General features: G+C 33.6%; 21 protein-coding genes and 2 pseudogenes. 9 read left to right on the top strand and 14 right to left on the bottom strand.

Annotated elements, in window-relative coordinates; genetic code table 11:
• Positions 1-118: 118 nt before the first annotated feature.
• From Y7E_RS34485 to Y7E_RS0116550, 3 genes and pseudogenes are all read left to right on the top strand, one after another.
• Positions 119-247: pseudogene (locus Y7E_RS34485) on the top strand (serine hydrolase); the annotation flags it as partial.
• Positions 248-390: 143 nt separating this feature from the next.
• Positions 391-963, top strand: a complete 573-nt coding sequence (locus tag Y7E_RS0116555; RefSeq protein ID WP_017152390.1) for a histidine phosphatase family protein — start codon at positions 391-393, stop codon at positions 961-963.
• A gap of 87 nt (positions 964-1050) precedes the next feature.
• Positions 1051-1440, top strand: a complete 390-nt coding sequence (locus Y7E_RS0116550) for a hypothetical protein (RefSeq protein ID WP_017152389.1) — start codon at positions 1051-1053, stop codon at positions 1438-1440.
• Between the two features lie 44 nt (positions 1441-1484).
• Here Y7E_RS0116550 and Y7E_RS0116545 read toward each other — a convergent pair whose 3' ends face one another.
• The 3 genes from Y7E_RS0116545 to Y7E_RS0116535 are packed head-to-tail and all read right to left on the bottom strand — an operon-like array spanning position 1485 to position 3156.
• Positions 1485-2420, bottom strand: coding sequence for an alpha/beta hydrolase (locus Y7E_RS0116545; protein WP_017152388.1), 936 nt, complete (start codon positions 2418-2420; stop codon positions 1485-1487).
• 12 nt (positions 2421-2432) lie between these two features.
• Positions 2433-2762 carry a DUF3147 family protein gene (locus tag Y7E_RS0116540; protein ID WP_017152387.1) on the bottom strand — a complete coding sequence of 110 codons (330 nt, stop codon included), beginning with the start codon at positions 2760-2762 and terminating at the stop codon, positions 2433-2435.
• Entirely contained in the window at positions 2746-3156 is a 411-nt protein-coding gene (locus tag Y7E_RS0116535; protein WP_017152386.1) for a MarR family winged helix-turn-helix transcriptional regulator, read from the bottom strand. The genes Y7E_RS0116540 and Y7E_RS0116535 overlap by 17 nt, the downstream gene beginning before the upstream one ends.
• Positions 3157-3315: 159 nt before the next feature.
• On the opposite strand from Y7E_RS0116535, the gene Y7E_RS0116530 reads away from it, so the two are divergent.
• Entirely contained in the window at positions 3316-4110 is a 795-nt protein-coding gene (locus tag Y7E_RS0116530) for a PP2C family serine/threonine-protein phosphatase (RefSeq protein WP_017152385.1), read from the top strand.
• A gap of 512 nt (positions 4111-4622) precedes the next feature.
• Here the strand turns inward: Y7E_RS0116530 and Y7E_RS0116525 are convergent.
• The 7 genes from Y7E_RS0116525 to asnB form a co-directional block, all read right to left on the bottom strand.
• Positions 4623-5588: an NAD-dependent epimerase/dehydratase family protein gene (locus Y7E_RS0116525; RefSeq protein WP_017152384.1), complete on the bottom strand. Its 966-nt coding sequence runs from the start codon at positions 5586-5588 to the stop codon at positions 4623-4625.
• Between the two features lie 100 nt (positions 5589-5688).
• Positions 5689-6195, bottom strand: coding sequence for a TetR/AcrR family transcriptional regulator (locus tag Y7E_RS0116520; RefSeq protein WP_017152383.1), 507 nt, complete (start codon positions 6193-6195; stop codon positions 5689-5691).
• A gap of 297 nt (positions 6196-6492) precedes the next feature.
• On the bottom strand, positions 6493-7152 hold the full coding sequence (locus Y7E_RS0116515; RefSeq protein WP_026049244.1) for an HAD family hydrolase: 660 nt from the start codon (positions 7150-7152) through the stop codon (positions 6493-6495).
• Between the two features lie 151 nt (positions 7153-7303).
• Positions 7304-7684, bottom strand: coding sequence for a DUF6262 family protein (locus Y7E_RS0116510; RefSeq protein ID WP_017152381.1), 381 nt, complete (start codon positions 7682-7684; stop codon positions 7304-7306).
• A complete protein-coding gene (locus tag Y7E_RS0116505) occupies positions 7677-9788 on the bottom strand; it encodes a tyrosine-type recombinase/integrase (protein WP_017152380.1) in 2112 nt (703 codons plus the stop codon). Before Y7E_RS0116505 ends, Y7E_RS0116510 begins: the two co-directional genes overlap by 8 nt.
• Positions 9789-9801: 13 nt before the next feature.
• Positions 9802-10923 (bottom strand): tyrosine-type recombinase/integrase, encoded by a 1122-nt coding sequence (locus Y7E_RS0116500; protein WP_017152379.1) that lies wholly within the window; start codon positions 10921-10923, stop codon positions 9802-9804.
• Positions 10924-11171: 248 nt separating this feature from the next.
• Positions 11172-12995, bottom strand: coding sequence for an asparagine synthase (glutamine-hydrolyzing) (asnB, locus tag Y7E_RS0116495; RefSeq protein WP_017152378.1), 1824 nt, complete (start codon positions 12993-12995; stop codon positions 11172-11174).
• A gap of 275 nt (positions 12996-13270) precedes the next feature.
• Here asnB and Y7E_RS0116490 point away from each other — a divergent pair, with 275 nt between their 5' ends.
• Both Y7E_RS0116490 and Y7E_RS0116485 read left to right on the top strand, forming a co-directional pair.
• Positions 13271-13837, top strand: a complete 567-nt coding sequence (locus tag Y7E_RS0116490) for a sigma-70 family RNA polymerase sigma factor (protein ID WP_017152377.1) — start codon at positions 13271-13273, stop codon at positions 13835-13837.
• Positions 13834-14940, top strand: coding sequence for a DUF4179 domain-containing protein (locus tag Y7E_RS0116485; protein ID WP_017152376.1), 1107 nt, complete (start codon positions 13834-13836; stop codon positions 14938-14940). Before Y7E_RS0116490 ends, Y7E_RS0116485 begins: the two co-directional genes overlap by 4 nt.
• A gap of 45 nt (positions 14941-14985) precedes the next feature.
• On the opposite strand, the gene Y7E_RS0116480 is transcribed toward Y7E_RS0116485, so the two are convergent.
• The gene (locus Y7E_RS0116480) at positions 14986-16059 is read right to left on the bottom strand and encodes a beta propeller repeat protein (RefSeq protein WP_017152375.1); all 1074 of its coding nucleotides are present in this window, start codon (positions 16057-16059) and stop codon (positions 14986-14988) included.
• Positions 16060-16314: 255 nt separating this feature from the next.
• On the opposite strand from Y7E_RS0116480, the pseudogene Y7E_RS30000 reads away from it, so the two are divergent.
• Together Y7E_RS30000 and fbpA are read left to right on the top strand one after the other, a co-directional pair.
• Positions 16315-16734, top strand: a pseudogene (locus Y7E_RS30000) (cation diffusion facilitator family transporter); the annotation flags it as partial.
• A gap of 192 nt (positions 16735-16926) precedes the next feature.
• On the top strand, positions 16927-17097 hold the full coding sequence (gene fbpA / locus Y7E_RS0116470) for a Fur-regulated basic protein FbpA (RefSeq protein ID WP_017152373.1): 171 nt from the start codon (positions 16927-16929) through the stop codon (positions 17095-17097).
• A 61-nt stretch (positions 17098-17158) separates the two neighbouring features.
• Here the strand turns inward: fbpA and Y7E_RS0116465 are convergent, their stop codons facing one another.
• Together Y7E_RS0116465 and Y7E_RS0116460 are read right to left on the bottom strand one after the other, a co-directional pair.
• Positions 17159-17830 (bottom strand): GntR family transcriptional regulator, encoded by a 672-nt coding sequence (locus tag Y7E_RS0116465; RefSeq protein WP_017152372.1) that lies wholly within the window; start codon positions 17828-17830, stop codon positions 17159-17161.
• A 16-nt stretch (positions 17831-17846) separates the two neighbouring features.
• Entirely contained in the window at positions 17847-18812 is a 966-nt protein-coding gene (locus Y7E_RS0116460) for a DMT family transporter (protein WP_017152371.1), read from the bottom strand.
• A gap of 158 nt (positions 18813-18970) precedes the next feature.
• On the opposite strand from Y7E_RS0116460, the gene Y7E_RS0116455 reads away from it, so the two are divergent.
• Positions 18971-19288, top strand: a complete 318-nt coding sequence (locus tag Y7E_RS0116455) for a DUF3784 domain-containing protein (protein ID WP_017152370.1) — start codon at positions 18971-18973, stop codon at positions 19286-19288.
• A gap of 84 nt (positions 19289-19372) precedes the next feature.
• Here Y7E_RS0116455 and Y7E_RS0116450 read toward each other — a convergent pair whose 3' ends face one another.
• On the bottom strand, positions 19373-20560 hold the full coding sequence (locus tag Y7E_RS0116450) for a GTP-binding protein (RefSeq protein ID WP_017152369.1): 1188 nt from the start codon (positions 20558-20560) through the stop codon (positions 19373-19375).
• Positions 20561-20711: the final 151 nt, after the last annotated feature.

Genomic DNA, 20711 nt, shown 5'->3' with positions numbered 1-20711 from the left:
AATTTGAATAGGGCTACTCTACTTGTATAGAATTGGTTACTGGATTTTTTCTTTAAATAAAAACTTCTTCTATATTTTATAAAATAGATATAATGATAATTGGTATTTCATTAGGGGAGGAAATAAGATTGAAATTGTTTTTATGTCTAACGGCTTAAATTCGATAGAGTTTAAAAAACTTGAAAATAATATAGATTATTTCATTCGAGACGTAGTAACGAGCGAAGAATTCAGAAAAAAGTTATAACAAAATAATTTTATTATGTAAACAAAAAGGTGCTTTTTTCATGAAGTGCCTTTTGTTTATTATATATGGAAAAATCTTAAAAGGAATTATTTAATCTCTAATAGAACCAATTGAATAGTAGAGGGGATAGAAGGAGGGGTTTCATGACTCACATATATTTTGTCCGTCACGCTCATTCTACATATACACCAGAAGAAAGAGAACGTCCATTATCTGAAAAAGGCCGGAATGATGCGCAAACCGTGACAGATTTATTAAAGGGAGAAAAAATTGATGTTGTAATTTCTAGTCCAAATAAGCGGGCGACCCAAACGATTCAAGGAGTTGCAGATCAATTTGAATTACCAGTGCAAATTGAAGAAGATTTGCGTGAGAGACTACTAAGTAAAGAACCAGTAGAAGATTTTGAGGAAGTAATTATGAAAGTGTGGGGGAATCCAGTATTCTCTTTTGAGGGCGGGGAATCGAATGATGTAGCACAAAAGCGTGGTGTTACATGTATCCAAAGTATATTAAAACAGCATGAAGGAAAAAATATTGTAATAGGAACTCATGGGAATATTATGGTGCTCATTATGAATTATTTTGATTCCAAATATGATTTTCATTTTTGGAAAGCACTCGAAATGCCTGATATATATAAAGTAACTGTTAATGAAGAAAAGCTCATTTCTACTGTAAGGATAGAAACAAGTCATCCTGTGAATAATTTGTAAAATTTTATCGAGAAAGCAGGAAAGAACAGATTCGTTAGAGAAGTATGTTTTTGTACCATAAAAAATGTAATAAAGGAGGCTGTTTACATGTTTGAGAAAGAGAAGGGGTTAGTAGATCATCCAGAAGGGCTCATTGAAGTTCAAAACGTATATGAAATTGTACCACCTGATGGAACAATTATTGGTATGGCAACACCAGAAGAGATGGAAGTTGCTGCCGAACTAGAATTACAACACTATGCCTATTCTCGTTTACTAGAAGCAAATGTTCAGTTAGACGGTTCCTCCTACAAAGATATACTTCAGGAGTTCCAGGAGTATGAAAGAAAGTCAATGAGATTTTGGCGTGCGTTACATAAACGCTTAGCTGTACCTTGGGCATGGGTGCTTCGTGTTGATGTTGCCAACGGACCTATATATGTGAATAATGGAAACTCGTATTATGATGGTGATGAAGCCGAGGAAAATTATGAATAGATGAAAAGGGAAAGCAGTGAAGGCTGCTTTCTTTTTTTGTATGTTTATTTAGCTCTGGAATTTTCATTGTTTCTAACGTCATGTACGTCACCATCTTGTAAGGAATGAATTGCATCAGTTATGATATCAGGACGATCACTTTCGATTCCATGGCTAGCATTTTGAGCGAGGATATATCTGCTATTTTGGGAGAGCATAAGTTGCTCTTGAATAAGCTCTTGCCAAACTTCTTCAAGCTTTGTAGCCTCTTCATAAGGCATTTCACCTTGAATCATTTGCTTGATGGAGTAATTTGGATCCCTCCCGATAATAATAAATGGAGTTTTTAATGTTACTTCAAGTTGTTTCATTCTTTTTGCACAAGTTTTCCACTCTGAAAGTTCAGAAGCAGTAGCTTTATATAATAATGGTGAGGTAGAGAAATCCACATATTGTTTTTGTTTACGTGATGATAAGTGACCATATTGATTTATTAATATAGATTGTAGTTCTGCATGAAGTGAGTCTGAATCCATAGTGGAATAACTCCTATATTTTTGGAGCCACATATCATCTGAATCTGTTTTATCAGAGATAGGTAAATCAAGATTATCTAATCGATGTAAGTTCATAGAAGTAGAATCGACAAGAACAACAGCTTTTAACTGATTAGAATGCAACATAGCAAACTGCTGCGCACATAATCCTCCATAAGAATGACCAACTAAAATAATCGGTTGTCTAATATCTAACACATGTAATAATTCGTGTAGCTCTTTAGTCACTTGTAGTGTTGTACGTGCCTCATCGCCGAGCTCACTTTGTCCATAACCGGGACGATGAAATAGAACAACTTTATAATTCGAAGCAAGCTTTTCTGCAATTGGCATCCAATCATAAAAAGAACAGCCCATTCCTGTTTGAATGACTATTGTCTGAGAACCAGTGCCCTTTATGTAAACTTCCATTTTCCTGCCCAGTATTTCTATAAAATTGCTCATAGTAATCCTCTTCTAGAACTGAAATGTTTTTTGACAAGCGAATGCGATACACCAAATGCCTATACCGAATAGTACAGATGTACTTAGCGAAAAGGAATTTTTTAATCCAATATAGACGATAAATAATAGCAGTGCTGATGCAGGAAATCCATACAATACTCCTAAAGCAAATTGACTTAAGTCTTGTTTACTCCCACCTTCAACGGAAATCCAAAACAAGCTAAGCAAACTGATAAGTGGAAGAGCAGCGATAAATCCACCAACTGTACTATAATGTTTAGCAAACTCAGTTACACCGCCGATGATGAGGGCGGAGACGATAACCTTAACGAGGAAATGCATATTTTGCCTCCTTTGCTAATAAGGAAAATGCTTTTTGAATGAATTGTTGTTCTTCTTCTGAAAGCTGAGCTTCTAATATCTTTAATTTTTCTTCGTCTAATAATGTATGTTTTGCTAAAGCTTTCTTACCTTCTGTAGTTAATGTTAGATTAACGACTCGTTCATCTTGTTTATTTCGCTCCTTCATAACGAACCCTTTTTGAATAAGGCGTTTTATATGTTCGGATGCTGTATTATGAGATAGGGTTAATTCAGAAGCAAGCATTCCAATTGTAGTTTCCTCTTCTCGGGAAATGATTTGTAGAATCCGAACTGCTTGGTGGGAAAGATTGTCATCGTATTCATACCTTAAATGATAATAAATTGTTTCCCAATTTGTATTGATGTTCTTCATAGTTAAGTTCCTCCATTCATATTTATATCTTATAATACGATATATTCGTTTAGTTAGATTGAAATCCCTTCTATTTCGTATAAAAATATTGAAAAAGTTTATTTTTCTTAAAATATAAGGTACTCTTAGTGTAAAGGCATACAAATAGCAAGAGAGAGGATGATTGAAGTGCATACATTTAAATGGATTAGTCATGAAAAGATGTATTTAGACCAAATACATGTTGAAAAATGTGGTCCTCTTTCAGTTGGCGTATATGGTGGGAATCAAGAGAGTGATGCATATGAAAGAGGAGACGCAGTACTAGCTTGGTGGGACCCACAATTAGAATTCGAATTTGTTATGATCTTTGATGCTCATCATAAAACGAAAAATATACATTATATAATAGAAGCAATTTCTGAAAGAAAAGAGAAATTACAAGGATTATTCTCATATCCCATTCATCTAGCGTTTCATCATACACATATGTATTTATTAGCATTGTTTACAGATGAGTTGTTTATTGAGAAATGTGAACAAGAGAATGAAGAACTTGCATGTTTAATTTGTTTACGAAAAGGTGAGTTTTTATATTGGTTATCAGTTGGTGATTGTTTTGCTTATTTATTTCATCCTGAACGAGGAAAGAGTGGAAAAGGGAGACTAAATCAGCAGAAATACTATGAATGTATTGGGAGAAAAAATGTTTTTGCGGCGAATACCCCCTGCTTTACTTCAGGTGTTCGCGGGTTAGAACGTGGAATGAATCATATTGTTATGGCCACAGACGGAATTTTAGAGTGTGATAAGCGAATGTTTGAGGATGATCAGTCTTTATTTGAGGCATTACATGATGGAGATTTCCTGAAAATTGAGCCTGTATTAGCCAATGTGCTTGAATGGAAAGGAAGAGACTGCGCTACTATTATTGGGTGGTCTATTGATACAGAAGATAAAAAGCGTGCAAATTAATACAAAAAGAAAGGGAGCTCAGAACAGACATTTATCAAGACCTAAATTAAAAAAGATAAATAAATTAAAGGAGATTACATATTTTATATGACTAATATGTAATCTCCTTTCTTATTCCACAATCGCGCCCGTTAGTGTAGCTTTAAAATAAAGTTTAATTAAAAATGGCGTGTTAACCCATATTCTACGGTAAATAACAAGAATCCATTTTGAAAAAAGATTAATCAAAATGGATGGCCTCTTATTAGCTAATCATAAAATTTTTATAAAAAAGTTTGACTATCTTCTACTTTCTACGCTCAACAATTATGCCCTTTAATTGAGTATTTAAACCGTTATAATTGAGACGAAAATGTAACTAAACAAGCATCCATTAGCTGTCCTATTGAATATATAAATATTCCTTATAAGGGGTATATTTTTCCAATGTTTTTATTGTTATTAATTAATCAATAACTTATAATCAATCTTAAATAAATTATTATTTTCTACTCATAATTTTGTTCTAGATTTTAATCCTCTATTCTTTTAGTTTTCCCCATTAAGAAGTTTAACGTTTCTTTTAGCCCATCTTTATAAGGTGTAGCTATTATTTTACCTATTCTATTTTCATATTTTTCTCCGCTTAGAGTAAATCCTTCTTCTGTAAGATACATAATTTCTACTACTTCTTTCATAACTGGGTTAAACAATCCACTTATACGGATTGCATTTTTATTTAATGGAATAACCATTTTTTTATTCCCAGTAATTTCACGTGCAAATTTTATTATTTCTTTTCCTGAAATCAATCCAGAACCAGGAATGTTCCAATTTTCTCCATAAGAATCATCTTTGTTTGCTATTTCTACAATCATTTTTGCGGCATCTGGTAAATAGACATATTCTCTTGGTGTTTTTAGATTACCAATAAAAATAGAAATTTTATTTCCTGCAAGTCCAGTCAATGTAGGATGTAAGTAAGAATTCTGCGAAGTTATACCATAATAGTCCGGTAATCTAACAATTAATGCTTTTGCATTTTTCCATTTCTTATCAAATATTAATTTTTCAAATTCAACCCTAATTTTCCCTTTTTTTGTATGAGGTTGTTTAGGATGATTTTCATCTCCTTTAGCTACTTGGTGACCGTAAACATATATTCCATCAACAATAACTATTTTCTTATCTAAAATATCTGCTGCCTTCATTACATTTTCTCCAAGTAAAAGGAGCTTATCTGCCATTTCATGATATTGAACATTCGAACATTGAAATATAACATCTACATCTTTTGCAGCCTCTACGATAGTTCTATAATCAAAAATATCGCCTAACTTATACGTTAACAAAGGTGTAGAACCATGCTCTTTCATTAATTTTTTTAATTTGCTTTCTGAACGTCCAAATGCAATAACTTCTATTTCTCTAGATAATAGTTCTGATACAACCGCTTGACCAGATCCACCTGTTGCCCCTAAAACAATTGCCTTTTCCATATTATAAATCCCCCTTTAATTTTTAATTCAGTTAGTTATTTATCAATCAATAACTTATTTTGAAATAAAAAACCGAAAAGAATCGGTTAGCTTATTTTCTTTAATTATAAATGAGCTCTGGTAAATCTAAGTAATAAGAAATATTACAAAGTATTCCTCTAGCTAAGAAAGTTGTTACTTCCTTCTCTGCATTTGGAACATTCGCTGATTGGAATCTCTCCAAAATATAGCTTCTAATACGAGACAATCCAGTTTTTGTACAGTTTCTTATTGTATCTTCTGTAACTGAAAGTCCTATTACTTGTAAGGCAATTTCATTAGGATATGATATAGACAGTTTTTCATATGCTTCAACCATTTTAATAACAATATTCTCAGGATTTGATTCTACATTTTTAAATGTTTGAAGTATTCTTTCGAATGCTCTTTCCAGAGCTGCAACAAATAATTCTTCCTTAGTTCTAAAAAATCTAAATATATAAGGTTGAGAAATACCAACTTTTTCTGCAATTAATGCTGTAGTAGTATTATAATAACCTTTTTCTGCAAACACCTCTAATCCAGCTTCAAGGATTTCTTCCTTTCGATTTTCCTTTCTCTGATTCATTATATGTCAGCTCCTTAAAAATAGTTATTGATTGATTACTTACATAGATAATAACTCATTCTTATTTAAGGTGCAACATTTTTTCTTCCCTAATTCATTATATGTCAGCCTCTTCAAATTTGTTATTGATTAATTACTAATTTCTATTCGTTTTATATTTTAAAATATATTTTGATTGAACAGATAAGACATCGCATCTTTTTTATAAACAGTCAATCTTTTTTCAAAATGGTTAAACTTTATTATAAACGATTAAACTTTATTTCAAATCCACAGTTAGCGGAATAACGAAAATGCTTAATATGTAAAATAACTTAGTAATTTATCAAAAGAATTGATCTCGGCATATGGTTTTATTTCAGTATCATTCTTGATCATATAAGGATTGAACCATATGCCCTTTATATTTGCATTTTGACAACCACCAATATCCCTTTCTAGATCGTCTCCAACGAATAATACCGTTTCCGGTTGCACATTAAGCTTATTTAATGCTAATTCAAATATGCGTTTGTCAGGTTTACTAAATCCCACTTCTTCAGAAATAATTATTATATCAAAACAACTATTTAAATTAGTGTTCATTATTTTAGCTTTTTGTCTCTGAGTTGAACCGTTTGTAATAATTGCAACTTTAACATGCTTCTTTATAGTGTTTACGATATTAATAGTATTTTGGTCTATAGAAAAACAATGTGGAAAATTATTATTCCAAAAATCCTGAATGTCATTGCTTGGCAATCTATATTTTGGTGGAAATTCATCAAAAAATGATTCCAAAACTTTTACTTTGTCACTATCGCCATAGCTTCTTTTGTCATATTCCCTAAACTTCTGCAACATTTCGTTTTTGACTGAACGTTTAATATCCCCATAACACTTCCCTAAAATAATTAAAAACAATTTATCTACTGCGTTATCCCTATTAAGTAAGGTATCATCCAAATCAAATAGCATTGCATTAGAATCAGTCAAATAACTTCACAGCCTTTCTCACATTATATAAATAAACCATAGTTCCGCCTCCAAATTTTTAAGTTACCAATAAATGTCGTATTCCATTAAATGGCCCGATTGTTGAAGAAGGAGAACAACGTTCTCCTATCGACTATAACTTCTTATATACGTCTGCGTAAGCTACTTTCAGTTGCTCTTTTAATTGCTTGTTTTCATCTTCCAATTTCTTATTTTTCCTTTTTAGGGAAGCGATCAGGGTATCCTTGTTACTTTCATTCATTTCTCGCTTTACTTGTTTCGGTGTAGGCACTTGTGACTGTTGATTTCGTAATGTTTCAATTCTCGAACGAAAGCCCTTGTTGTTATAAAGCGTTGCTTTTGATACATCAGCTTCATTGGATACACTGTTAAAATTAATTTTTTCATTCGCTTTTAAAAGCCTTTTAATAGCTTCATCTACTCGCTGAAGGGTATTTGCTTTTCGTTTGGCATGAATCGCTTTCAAATGTGCAGAACGGTCATATTCAGCCATTTTTAACACCTAACTTTCTTTTCATCCGCTCTTGCCTACCAAAGATAATATTTCCTTCCTGTAGGGTATTGAAAATGTTTTGATAACGTTGTAAATTCTTTTCGTTTTTCTCGGCTATATCTTCTCGACCCCTTTGTTTTGCTATTTCAATAGCTTTTATGGTTGTTTTAATGTGAAGTTCATATTTTTCCTTATCTAATTCCGAAAAACCTACTGCTAGGTCTTTACATGGCGTTTGATTGTCACCACAAGTTAGGCAGGGTGGTGCTTCCATATGAGGGCAATTTCCGTTCAGACGAGCGTGACACGTTCCATAAGGGTTGTCCATCGCATTGAGCTTGTGGTCTTGCCATAAGGCATCCAATATGTCTGTTGGAATATCTTCTCCTGATTTAATTTCTTGTACTTCACCATTTAAGTCAAAGATAAAAACACCTTGCTTTATGACCGATTCAAAGGCTTTTCTTTTCGTATTATCTAATAGTTTGGCATACCTTAATGTCATTTCAGGGGATGAGTGTGCTAATAACTCTTGTACCGTAAGAATATCCGCACCACCGTTCAACATCTTTACTGCATAAGTATGTCGGAACTGGTGGGCTTTAAAACGGAAAAGATCCCCATTTTCATTAGTGATGTTTTTTTGATTTGCTAATATATTTAATTGTCTTCCTATAAAGTGTTGACCAAAAGGTTTTCCTTTCCGTCGGCCACGATAACGAACGAAAATATACCCTTTGGGGTTGTTGTCTTGATTGCTAAGTTTTTTTGATTTCTCGATAAGAACCGCAAGAATATCTGCTAATTCATTGTCAATCGGAATTCGATGTCCTTTTACATATGTTTTCTCAATATCGGTTTCAATAGAGTATTGACCATTTAGTTTTACTAAACAATCAGAGGTTAAACCTAATGCATCAGAAATTCTAAGCCCTGTTTTAAACGCAATCCAAACGAGAGGGACAACTTCTTTATGCAAGTCATCAATATGAGTAAAGAGTTGCTCTAATACATAGTCGGGAATATAGTCAATTTGTTCAATTGACTTTTTTCTTAACTTTGGTTTATCTTCAGGAAAAATTAATAATCGTACATTAGCTTCGGGAGCCATATCGTACTTATACCGTTGAATATCTGCAAGGAATTTTTGTATACAAGACAGCGATTGCATAACATAACTTGCAGGGTGGGCGTTACGTTTTTTCAAATTATTATTAGCGTATTCATGTAAATGTTCGATGTACTTTTCAATATGTGTTCTTTTTAGAGTTCTTAAATCCTTCCATGTTGGTTCCAATGAAAATATAAAGGTAAAAAACTTTGGTATGTATTTTAGATAGCTTTGTGCTGTCCCCACTGAAAACTTATTCTTACTGACCAATCGTTGTTTAATATATTTTTTTACTTGTCCACGAACCATTTTATCAATCTTTGAGAAATCAATATGAAAGGCATTCGTACTTTTATTGTATTCAATACTATATTTATCGTGTAAAATACGAACATCCCATTTGTCTTTTTCCCATTCATCTCTCTTATCAGTGAATTGGATTAATGTAGTATAAACGATTCTTAAAAAGCTTGCTATTGTGGTTTTCATATAACTATCTTTACAATCTTTATGTTTTTTAGTGTAATAAGTTTTGACTCCCTTTTTATTCAACCAAAAGACATATTCTCGTTCTGCTTTTTCAATATCCAAATTCAAAAAGGATGATATTTTGGGGTATTTTGCGTTTATGAACTCTGTCATTCTTTTTAATGGACTTTGAGCGCTAAATATATACTTGATTGTCCATAAATCATTAAACAATTGCTGATAATAAACATATTTCACTTCTAAATTGAGAGAAGGATTATTAAGTCGAAAGTAAATATTTTTACTGGAATAATTATAGTGTGCTACCACTTCTTCGAACTGCTTGATTTCACCTACAACGTTGATATTCCATTTGTCATTAACTAAGAAATAGGGATTGGTTACTTGTTCAATTGAAACAGAACCATCTTCATGTACTGTTTTTTCAGGATATGTTGAAAGTTCTCTTTGTAAGCCTTCATGAAAGCCTATTTCTTCTACCTGAACATTTTTGATTTGTTTCATGCAATAATTCCTCTCAATTATTTTTATTTATGCTAAATTCGGACTGTGCTTTATTCCAATCTTCTCTAATATCTTCATCCGAAGGATGTAGGTATAGGTTCATTGTTGTTTGAATTTGAGAATGTCCTAATCGTTCTTGTACTTGCTTAATATCCTTTGTTTTCTGGTAGAAAATTGTAGCGTGTGTATGACGAAATAGGTGAGGATGTAGGCTTATCTCTGTTTTCTTTTTTAAACGCTTAAATAGAGACTCAACGTTCCAATATTCCATTGGTTTTCCCACATCTTTTCCTCTCAGTTTTACAAAAACAAAGTTTGAATCCAATTCTAATTCATCAAGCACTTCATACAAGTAATCATCATATAAATCCATTAAGGATGGTGATACATAAATTTCACGTTCTCCTGTTTTTAACATCGCACCGTTTTCTAATTCCCCTCGTTCCACCAAACGAATCCGATGCCCTTTTTTATGGTCATAAACAAAATCCTCCATGAAAAGAGAGAGAGCTTCTCCAATACGCAATCCCGTTTCAAATAACAGCTGAATTAAGAATTTATCTCGTATATTAGTAGTTGCTTGTAATACTTGTTGTACTTGTTCTTTTGTGAGGGTTTCTACTCTTTTGCGTGGTTCTTTTAACTTCAATATGTTTCTGTTTGATGGCTTGTCCCTATTAACATGGTGTAAAAAACTTTTGTAACGTGAGTATCCTCCTGTAAATACTTGCTTCATTAACTTTTCCATCATGTCATTTTGTACTTCTTCATTTCGGTAGAGGTAGTCATAGAAGTTTGCTATAACGGTAATTGTATGGTTAATTGTTTTTTCCGTTCGCTTTGCTTTCTTTTTTTGAAGAGGAGTGACATTTGAACTCTGATAGGGGCTTCTTAACCACCCCACAAAGTCAACTAAATCTTCTAATCTAATAAACTTGTAATCTTTGTTTGTTTCTTCTAAGTAGGTATAAAAATGTTTTAAGGAATAACAATATGTTTTTTGAGTATTAGGTCTTTTTCCTGTCTTATCTAAATACTTTATATATTTCATAACTGGCATTACAGGGAATCCTTCTTGATCCAGTAATATGTATCTTTTGTTGTTATTCCCTATGAGAACCTCTTGTACCCTCATAGCACTTCACCCCTAAAAAATATTAACGCTCGGTCTAAAGACCTTACTACGCCTCCCGCTATGGGCTACGTCCTCCGCCTAAGTATGCGCTATTTTCTGAATATTATATACGTATTGAACTGTATTTTCAATATCTGTATAACTAATCTAATATGTATAAGAAAAGAGGATATATGCTCATATATTGAACATAATATCCTCTTCTTAGTTTAGTCTATTTAAATATATGTTCTGAACTCCCTTTCTTTTTAGCTAACATGAATGTGATAGTTTTTTAACCATTCATTAGTTTGTAACATATATTCCATTGCACTTCTCGCCCCAAAATCATCAATTTCTTTGTTTGTTTTATTAGCGATTGCAAGCAATGCGGAATGGTTGATGAGTGAGAATATTGGATTGTTTTTATTGCTACACATATCAAGTGTCAAATTGCGAATGGATTGTAAATAGTGTGGGTCTTGTGAAGTTGGATAGGCGCTTTTTCTTCTGTTTCGGACATCATCAGGTAATACACTTTGCAATGCTCTACGTAAAATGCCTTTTTCAATATTATCAATACTTTTAATATCAAAAGGAACGTTCCATAAATATTCTACAAGTCGGTAATCACAAAATGGGACGCGGACTTCAAAACCAACGGCCATACTCATGCGATCTTTTCGATCGAGTAAGAAAGGAAGAAATCTTGTTAAAAATAAATAAAACATTTGGCGTTGTTTTTCTTCTTTTTTACTTTCTCTTTGAAGGATTGGAACTTCAAGAATGGCCTCTTGGAATCGCTCATTTATGTAATGCTCAGGATTGCACTGTTGTTTAACCTCATCCAATAATATGGAGGATGTATTTTTCCAATTTGTTAACCATGGGAATTGATTTACATATAAAAGTTCTTCTTGATGGAACCAAGGATATCCGCCAAATACTTCATCAGCAGATTCACCAGATAGAGCAACGGTTGCGTCCTTTTTCATTTCGCGAAATAGTAAATATAGTGAAGTTTCCATTTCACCAGCACTTGGCAAATCTTTTGCATGAAGCGGAACGAATAAATGATTTGCTAATTCTTCTGCATTTACAATAATATCGTGATGAGCTGTCCTCACATGCTTGGATACGCGTTTTACCCAAGGAGCATCCAAACCAGTACGTGCAAATGTTAGTTCAAAATCTTTGGCGCTGTTTACAAAATCAATTGAATATGTGTGTAAAGTTTTGTTGCCTTGCTCAAATTCTTTACCTGCTAGAGCAGTAATGCCACTGGAGTCTAATCCTCCTGACAACATACAAACGAGGGGAACATCGGCAATTAATTGTCTTTTTACTGTATCTTGCAAGATGGACAGAATATGTGAAGCTGTCTGCTCTGGAGTGTCTGTATGATGTTTACTGTCCAAATTCCAATATTTTTTTATTTCTTTTTTATCCTGAGTGAATGTTATATAATGTCCAGCACGTACTTCTTTTATATGTTTAAATACACCGCATCCTGGAGTTCGAAATAGCCCTAATCCAAATATTTCATTTATCCCATCTGTATCAATTTCAGCAGGAACAGATGGGTGAGCTAATAGTGTCTTTATTTCAGAGCCAAAAATAATACTTTTATTTCTTTCTGTATAAAAGAGTGGTTTTACCCCTAAATGATCTCGTGCTAAAAACAATTGTTGCTTCTGATCATCCCATATTGCAAAAGCGAAAATTCCATTTAAATGTTGTACGCAATCTTCTTTCCATTCTAAATAAGCATGTAGTAACACTTCTGTGTCTGAGTTTGTTTCAAATGCATGACCTTGTTTTTGAAGTAATTCTCTAAGTTCACGGAAATTATAAATTTCCCCATTATAAGTAAGAGCATACGTATAATCTCCGGAACGAAATGTTTTTGGTTGCGCTCCGCCTTTAGGATCAATTACGATTAATCGACGGTGTGCAAATGCTGCGTGAGGTGAAAACCAAAATCCTTCAGCATCAGGACCACGATGCTGAATACTGTTCGCCATCTTTTCTAAAATAACATGTTCATTTGAAAGGTCCTCTTTCCAATCTACCCAACCTGTAATTCCACACATATACATCTCATCTCCTGCATTAAAATTGTAAAATAGAAATAAATTAATCAAATAAAATGTACATTAAGTTTAAAGATAACTACATAAATATTGTATTACATTAAATAATTTGTAGACTTGAGAAAAATTTCTTTAAACTTACATTTATATGAGACAATGGCTAAGGGAAAGTATTCCATTACATACAAAAAATAATAAAAAGATGGGAGAAAACTTTTTTATGGACGTTATATAGGGTGTAAAAGCTTTTACAAAAAAATAAGGGGAATCGCTACATGAAATCAAATGAGAAAAATTTTATAAAAAGATTACAGCGGCAAAAAGAAGATGCGCTAGAATTTGTTGTCGATACATATTTACCACTGATAAAGGGGATAACGCATAAAGTTCTCCTTCCAATTCAAAATGATGGAATGGTAGAGGAATGTATAAATGATATTTTCCTATCTGTTTGGAATAACGCAAATAAATTTCATGGAGAACCAAATGATTTTAAAAAGTGGATTACGGCGATTGCAAAGTTTAAGGCAATTGATTATTACCGAAAAGCGAATAAAAAAGTAGAAATCATTTCAGATGAATTTCATATAAGTACGGAAAAATCGGTAGAAGACGAAGTAATCGTCATGGAAGATAGGGAAGAATTAATAAAACTCATTAATCAATTAGAGCCTATAGATCAAAAAGTCTTTATTATGAAATATTTGCTCGGTTTAAAGACAGAGGAGATAGGAGAAAAGTTAGGGTTAACTCGATCGGCGATAGATAACCGTATTTATCGAGGGAAAAAGAAACTACAACAAAATGCTACAAATATTAGTTTTGGAGGTAGTGTAATATGAAAGACATTTATGAGTTATTGAATGATATTGAAATAGATGAAAAAGAACTTGAGGAAATTGAGGCTTCTGAAATCGAAAAAGAAAAGGTGAAGCATAACTTAAAACAAGCTATACGTACGAAGAAAAAGATGAAAACTTGGAAAAAAGGTATCGCTGCCGCCTCTGTTTTAGTAGGGTTGTCAGTTGCAACGCTTGGTATTGGATTTCCTACATACGCTGGAGGGCTTCCTATAGTAGGTGATATATTCCGATTTTTAGATAATGGTAGAACCGGGCTATATGAAAATTATAAAGAGTTTTCGACTGAGTTAAATATGACGAGGGAAAGTAATGGGGTTAAGGTTACAATTAATGATGCTGTTTTCGATGGTAGAACTGTAACAATAACGTATTCTATCGAAAGTGATAAAGATTTAGGAGAGAACCCGAACATATTTGGTTTCCCGCAGGTGATGGGTTTTAATGGCGGGGGAGGAGGTTCTAAAGTTACGAAAGTAGGAGAGAAAAAGTATGTAGGTATGACTACAATAAGTGGTCATAGTAGTAAAAGGCTGGACGTTGCAAATGTTAGATGGGATATGGAAGCAATTGAGATGCATGAAGAAGACAAATCAATAAAAGGGAATTGGAATTTCGCTCTTACTGTAAAAGCAATGGATAGTAAAGAAATTAAGCTTCAAGGAATTTCCGAAAAAGAAGGAATAAAAGTAAATGTAGACAAAATGGAAGTCACTCCAATGTCCTTTATCGTTTTTTATAATCAGGAAGAATCTAAGGAATTAAGAAGCATATGGGATAGTGCAGATGTTGAATTGGAAATAAAAGATGATTTAGGAAATCGATACGTAGGTGAAGGGAACGGTGGAACTAGTACAGTAGCAGAACCACATAAAAGTAGTTGGAGTGCTACGTTCCAAAAACTGAACGAAAATGCAACGAAACTCATTATTACACCTCATGTGAACTTGAGAGTGCATACACCAGAAAATTTTGGTGGAGTGGAGTTTGTTGATGGGAAAGAGAAGAAAATCGAAGTGCCGAAAAAAGAGGCGAAAAAGAAAGATATTGTATTAGATGATATTGTGATTGATTTAAAGAAATAACAAAAGGAGACTGCCTTAAATGAATAAATAGGCAGTCTCTTTTTGTTAAGAACTAGTAACCAATAAAGCATGTGGATGTTGTGTTTTATATTCTTCTTTCCACGGAATGTTTAATTGTTCCCACGTTTCTCCGCTATCTACAGATTGAAAGATGCCATTGTTATTTAAAGTGTAAAACGTATGTGGTTCTGCTGGATTGGTAGCAAACATCGAAATGACTGTACCAATTGCAGAGGGTAGTCCTTGTTGTACTTGTTCGAAAGGAGTATCTTTCGTTTTTCGATAAATATAAGATTCATAAGGAATACGGTGGTGAGCTAGATCAGCGCTTGGGGCAGCAGAAACGAGTATTGTATCACAATCAGCAGGATCGATAGCCATACTGTATAAATAGTGATGTTCTAAGCCCTCGCTACAAGAAGTCCAACTGTTTCCGTTATTATAACTTTCAAGATATGCACGTTCAGGTCCGCTCATAAACCCGTCGCCACATGATGCATACAGGCGATTAGGGGCCTGTGGGTGCATAAGTAATTGGTGAGCATCGATAGGAGCACCGAATTTTTTATCCTCCCAAGTTTGTCCATTATCTTTACTTTGGATAACAGCTCCTGCTTCAATTGATACATGCAGAGTATCTTGTTTATTTGGATCAACGGTAATCCAACGAACATGATGTGTAAATGGGCGTGGTGGAAATGCCCATGTATATGACGAAAGTAATGATTTCATATTTTTACATTCGCTCCATGTTTCTCCACCATTTTCAGAATAAAACAAAGCACTAGGTTCTGTTCCTACATAAACAACACCATAGCCATTAACTTGTTTAATGGGACTTATAGCGATAGAAGTAATGGAAGAATGTAAAATACCATCGTCTTTAGGAAAGTCAAAATAGCGGTAAGAATCTCCAATTGGTCTCCAAGAATCACCTCTATCGTCGCTTACCCATAGACCTCGTCCAAAGGTACCGCAATATATGCGATTGGGTTGGAATGAATCAACCGCAATACAAGTAGGCTGCATATTCTGTAAGTGATATTGAACTTGAAACTCTTTATTTCTCTCTTCCGCAACAATAAGTTCACGTTCCATACAAAGGAATAATCGCTTCAATTTTATAGCCTCCTTTTAATTTTTTACAGTATTAAACAATATGAGAAAGAAAAAGAAGTAGTCTTGTTTTTTGTTGAGAAAAAAGGAACTGGTGCTAGGTATAACGAAAGGTGTATGAGTGAAGGGATGGATCGTGGGATAGAGCTGCCCGTTAATGCGGGATAAATTGGTAAGGTTTGTAACATAATAGAATGCAGTAATTACTTTTGAAGGGGATCTATATGGGACATTCACAAAATAAAAAAGAGTTAATGATTGCTGAGGTTATTGGGGGTAATTATTGCTGCGTTATTTATTAAATGTTTTGGCTGGACGGCTGCCGATCCAATTGCAAGTATACTCGTTTCTATATTAGTCATTATAAGTGGCTGGCGTGTAACGCGTGATACCGTTCATGTATTGATGGAAGGTACAACACAACGTATTGATGTAGAACAAGTGAAAGATACATTATTAAACATTGCAATTGTAAAAGAGGTACATGACTTACACATATGGTCGATTACATCGGATTTTCAAGTTTTAATGTGTCATCTTGTGATAGAAAAAGGTGAGGAGACACAAGGTGTATTAGCAGAAGCGACGTGTTTGTTGAAGGAAAGGTTTCATGCAGATCATGTTACGATCCAAGTAGAAGTAGAATCTATCCATAAAGAACTACTTTGCAAAGTATGAAAGAAAAAAGATGATAAAAAGTGTCATAAACAATCTTATGAAACATACATATATATAATGTGGCCACAAACAGTTTGTAAGGTAAATATTTCATCACATTACTTTACTTCTAAAACATCATCTTTTACAATCAAAGTGGTAATTGATAGAGATTATCATTTTCAATTATTGTAGAAAGGAGTTTTTTTAAAGATGAGTAGTCAACTCCGTTTTGCTGTTGAAAATCGTAAGAGGCAGTTAATTGATCAGTTAATTGGGGCAGGTGTGTTTAAAGTTCTCGACCGACAATTATACGAGCTTTCCTTAGAGGAACTAGAAAAAGAGTATAGGGACATTGAGAAATATGCCGATATTCGTGCATAGTCATATAGAATTGTAAGTAAAGAGCTGTTTACGTTGTAGAAAACGTAAACAGCTCTTTTCATTATTTCATAGAGATTATTTTTTGTATTTCTTTCATTGGTCGTAACCAGTTTTGAGACATGATTTGTTCTATTTGCGCTGCATCCTGGTTTTTTAATGCCTCAATGATTAAATTGTGCTCTTCAATAGATTGACGTGCAGGAATAAAGTTTTGGAAAAAAAGGTATTCGAGACGTAATACATGAAGCTGAATGTTTGCTAAGAAAGGTTCGATATATGTATTTTTAGCGATTGCTACGATTGTATTATGAAATTGTATATCTAAGTGTAATGCTTGTTTTGAATTTTTTTCATCTATGGCATTTTGAAATGCTTCGTTTATCTCAGAAAGTCTTATCAAGTCAGTTTTGTTTATTTGATGAATCGCTTGTTTTCCAATAATGGTATGAAGACCAGCAATTGTTTCATAAATGACAGATACATCTTCTAATTTTATAGGAGCAATTTTTGTTTTTTGTCCTGGAATCATCTCGACTAGTCCTGAAAGTTCTAACACTTGAAGCGCTTCTCTAACGGGTGTTCTGCTCACACCTAAAGCTTCAGCTAGCTCCCCATCATTAATTTTTTCATCAGGCTTTAAAACACCTTCAATAATCCAATCTTGTAATTGATTTAACACGAGTGACTTAGCGGATACTCTTTCTTGCTTTCGGTAGTTTTGAGGAATAGGCATGATCGAACAGTTCCTTTCATTTTATGTTTTGTTTTTTCGTATCTACAAGTCGTAGTTTCGGTTTTCCTTCATCGGGCTTTTGGCTTAGTACAAGTACCATTACAATAACACAAAGAGCGCCTAATAATTGAAATGATTGAAACGGAACATGCAAAATGAAAATAGAAGAAATGATAGCTGCAAGCGGTTCTGTACAACCAAATAATGTAGTTTCTTTCGGTGTAAGATATCGTATGCTGTCTAAATATAAATAAAATGCGATGAGTGTTCCGAAAATAACAACGAATGTAATGAGAAAAAGATTGTTAGGCTGTAAATATTTCATGCCTGATAATAAGATAAACTCGTTCGTGGAGAGAAAATGTAAGATGGTTACACCAACTCCTCCAATAATCATCCCCCATCCAACAATAACAGATGAAGACCATTTCTCTAATAATTTCTTTGAATAAAGGCTATAAAATGCTAGTGATAGACCAGATAAAATACCCCAAATGATAGCCGGTGTTGAAACAGCCAAATTATCAATGGAGCCATTCGTTAGTAAGAAAAAGGTTCCGATTAAAGATAGTGCAATAGAAATAAAATCGATATTAGTAGGACGAATATTCCATTTAAAGATGAGATAAACAGTTATAAATATTGGTGCTAAATATTGTAACAATGTTGCGACTGCAGCATTTCCTTCTTTAATAGAAGCAAAATAAGTATATTGGACTGCAAGCATGCCTAACAATCCAAACAGAATCATTTTGTTTGCCTCGCCTTTTTGTTTCCAAATGCCGAGTACTTCTGATTTTTTACTGCCAAATGAGGAGAAGAAGAGCAGAATACTTCCGGATATAAGCAATCGAATTGTAACTAACCATTCTGTAGAAACATTTTCTTGCTGAAAAAGTTGTTGTGCAGCGGTTCCAGACAATCCCCATAAACTAGCACCTGTAATGACCATAATAATGCCTTTCAATCTTCCTGAATCCATAGCGGGGGCCTCCTTTCAAAAAGAAAATCTAATTAAAATATTGAATACAATATGTAATATATCACGAGTAATATTAAAAATAAACAGAATTTTTTGATATTAAATACAAACAAGTGATAGGTATGGATTATGGTAAAATATTGTAAAGGAGGAGTTTGATGATCGGCGGATTTATAATCTGTTTTCTTGTAGGTATGTTAATTCTTATTCTGGGGTACCAAATCCATATAAAAAAGCGGTTATTTCTCCTTGCAGGATATCAAGAAGAGACGTTTGTAGGGGATAAAGAAAAACTTGCAAAAATATCGGGGGTTTTTTGTTATGTAATAGGAATTACTTCGGCACTGCTTCCATTCGGATTAAAAGCAATTGGTGATGCTGCAGGGATTGGTTATGGAATTTTTGTTGTTATAAGTACAATTGTACTGGTTATATGGGGGAATGTAATAAATAAGTCTAATAAATCCAAATCATAAACTAAAAAACAAGATGGTAACCTTTTGAGGAGACCATCTTGTTTTTGAAATCATTTTATAGTTAGTAATCTTGAAAACTTTGCATTATGAGACAACAGTAAAAGGGGGAATTGGGTCAACAAAACCATCCCACTCCTGCCTCATTTCGTCATCGGTTAATAAGCATGTATCTAAAGAGCGTTCAATTTCATATTGATCCATTTCAACTCCAATAAAGACTAGTTCTGTTATTCGATCTCCATACTGCTTATCCCAATTTTTTAGAACTTCTGGTTCTTCTGCAATTATTTGCTGCTGCTCAGCTTCAGGTAATGCAGCAATCCATTCACCAGCTCCTTGAATGGTAATAGAAGAACCAGCTTGAGACAGAAGTCCCATCATGTGGTTACGAGATGCGAGCCAGAAAAACCCTTTCGCTCTTACTACATCTACTGGCCAGTTTTGTAACCAGTTCATAAGACGAATAGGATGATATGGACGTCTGCGACGATAAACAAAGGAACCAATTCCGTATTCTTCCGTTTCTGGCGTATGGTGTTCGCTATTTAATTCCTGAATCCAGCCAGCTGATTGACTTGCTTCATCATAGTTAAATAAATTTGTATTTAAAATTTCATTTAGTGGAACCACACTAAATGAAGATTCAATGATTTTTGCTCCAGGATTTAATTTTTGTAAGAGACGATGGAGTTCCATAATATCTTCTTTCTCTAGTAAATCCACTTTGTTCAAAAGAATAACATTTGCAAATTCGATCTGATCAATTAGTAGATCGATAACTTCTCGTGTATCTGTTTCATCAATTGCTTGCTTTCGATCTAGTAAACTTTCCCCAGCGGCAAAGTCATCCCAAAATCGATTTGCGTCGACTACAGTAACCATCGTATCGAGACGACATTTGCTCGTTAAATCAATTCCTAGTGCCTCATCTATATACGTAAATGTTTGTGCAACAGGAATAGGCTCACTAATGCCGGAAGATTCGATAACAATGTAGTCAATATCACCTGCATCTACAAGACGATTTACTTCTATCATTAAATCTTCTCGAAGTGTACAACATATACATCCGTTTTGAATTTCTACTAGCTTTTCTTCTGTGCGGGAAAATCCTCCTTGTTTCACAAGAGCAGCATCAATATTTACTTCGCTCATATCATTTACAATGACAGCTACTTTTAAGCCCTCTCTATTTGTCAAAATATGATTCAATAATGTTGTTTTTCCAGAACCTAAAAAACCACTTAAAACGGTAATGGGTACTTTTTTCATTGTATATTCCTCCTGTTAAATCGTAATCATTACGTTTTATAATAAATGACATTGAAAAGAAAATCAACAATAAATCATAATCATTACGATTTGTGAATAGAAATAGAGTATAAAAAATGTTTGGAAATTGTCATAGAAGAAGAGGACAAGC

This window comes from Bacillus bingmayongensis (genome assembly GCF_000299035.1).
Classification (GTDB): domain Bacteria; phylum Bacillota; class Bacilli; order Bacillales; family Bacillaceae_G; genus Bacillus_A; species Bacillus_A bingmayongensis.
This window is presented reverse-complemented; position numbering and strand designations above follow the sequence as displayed.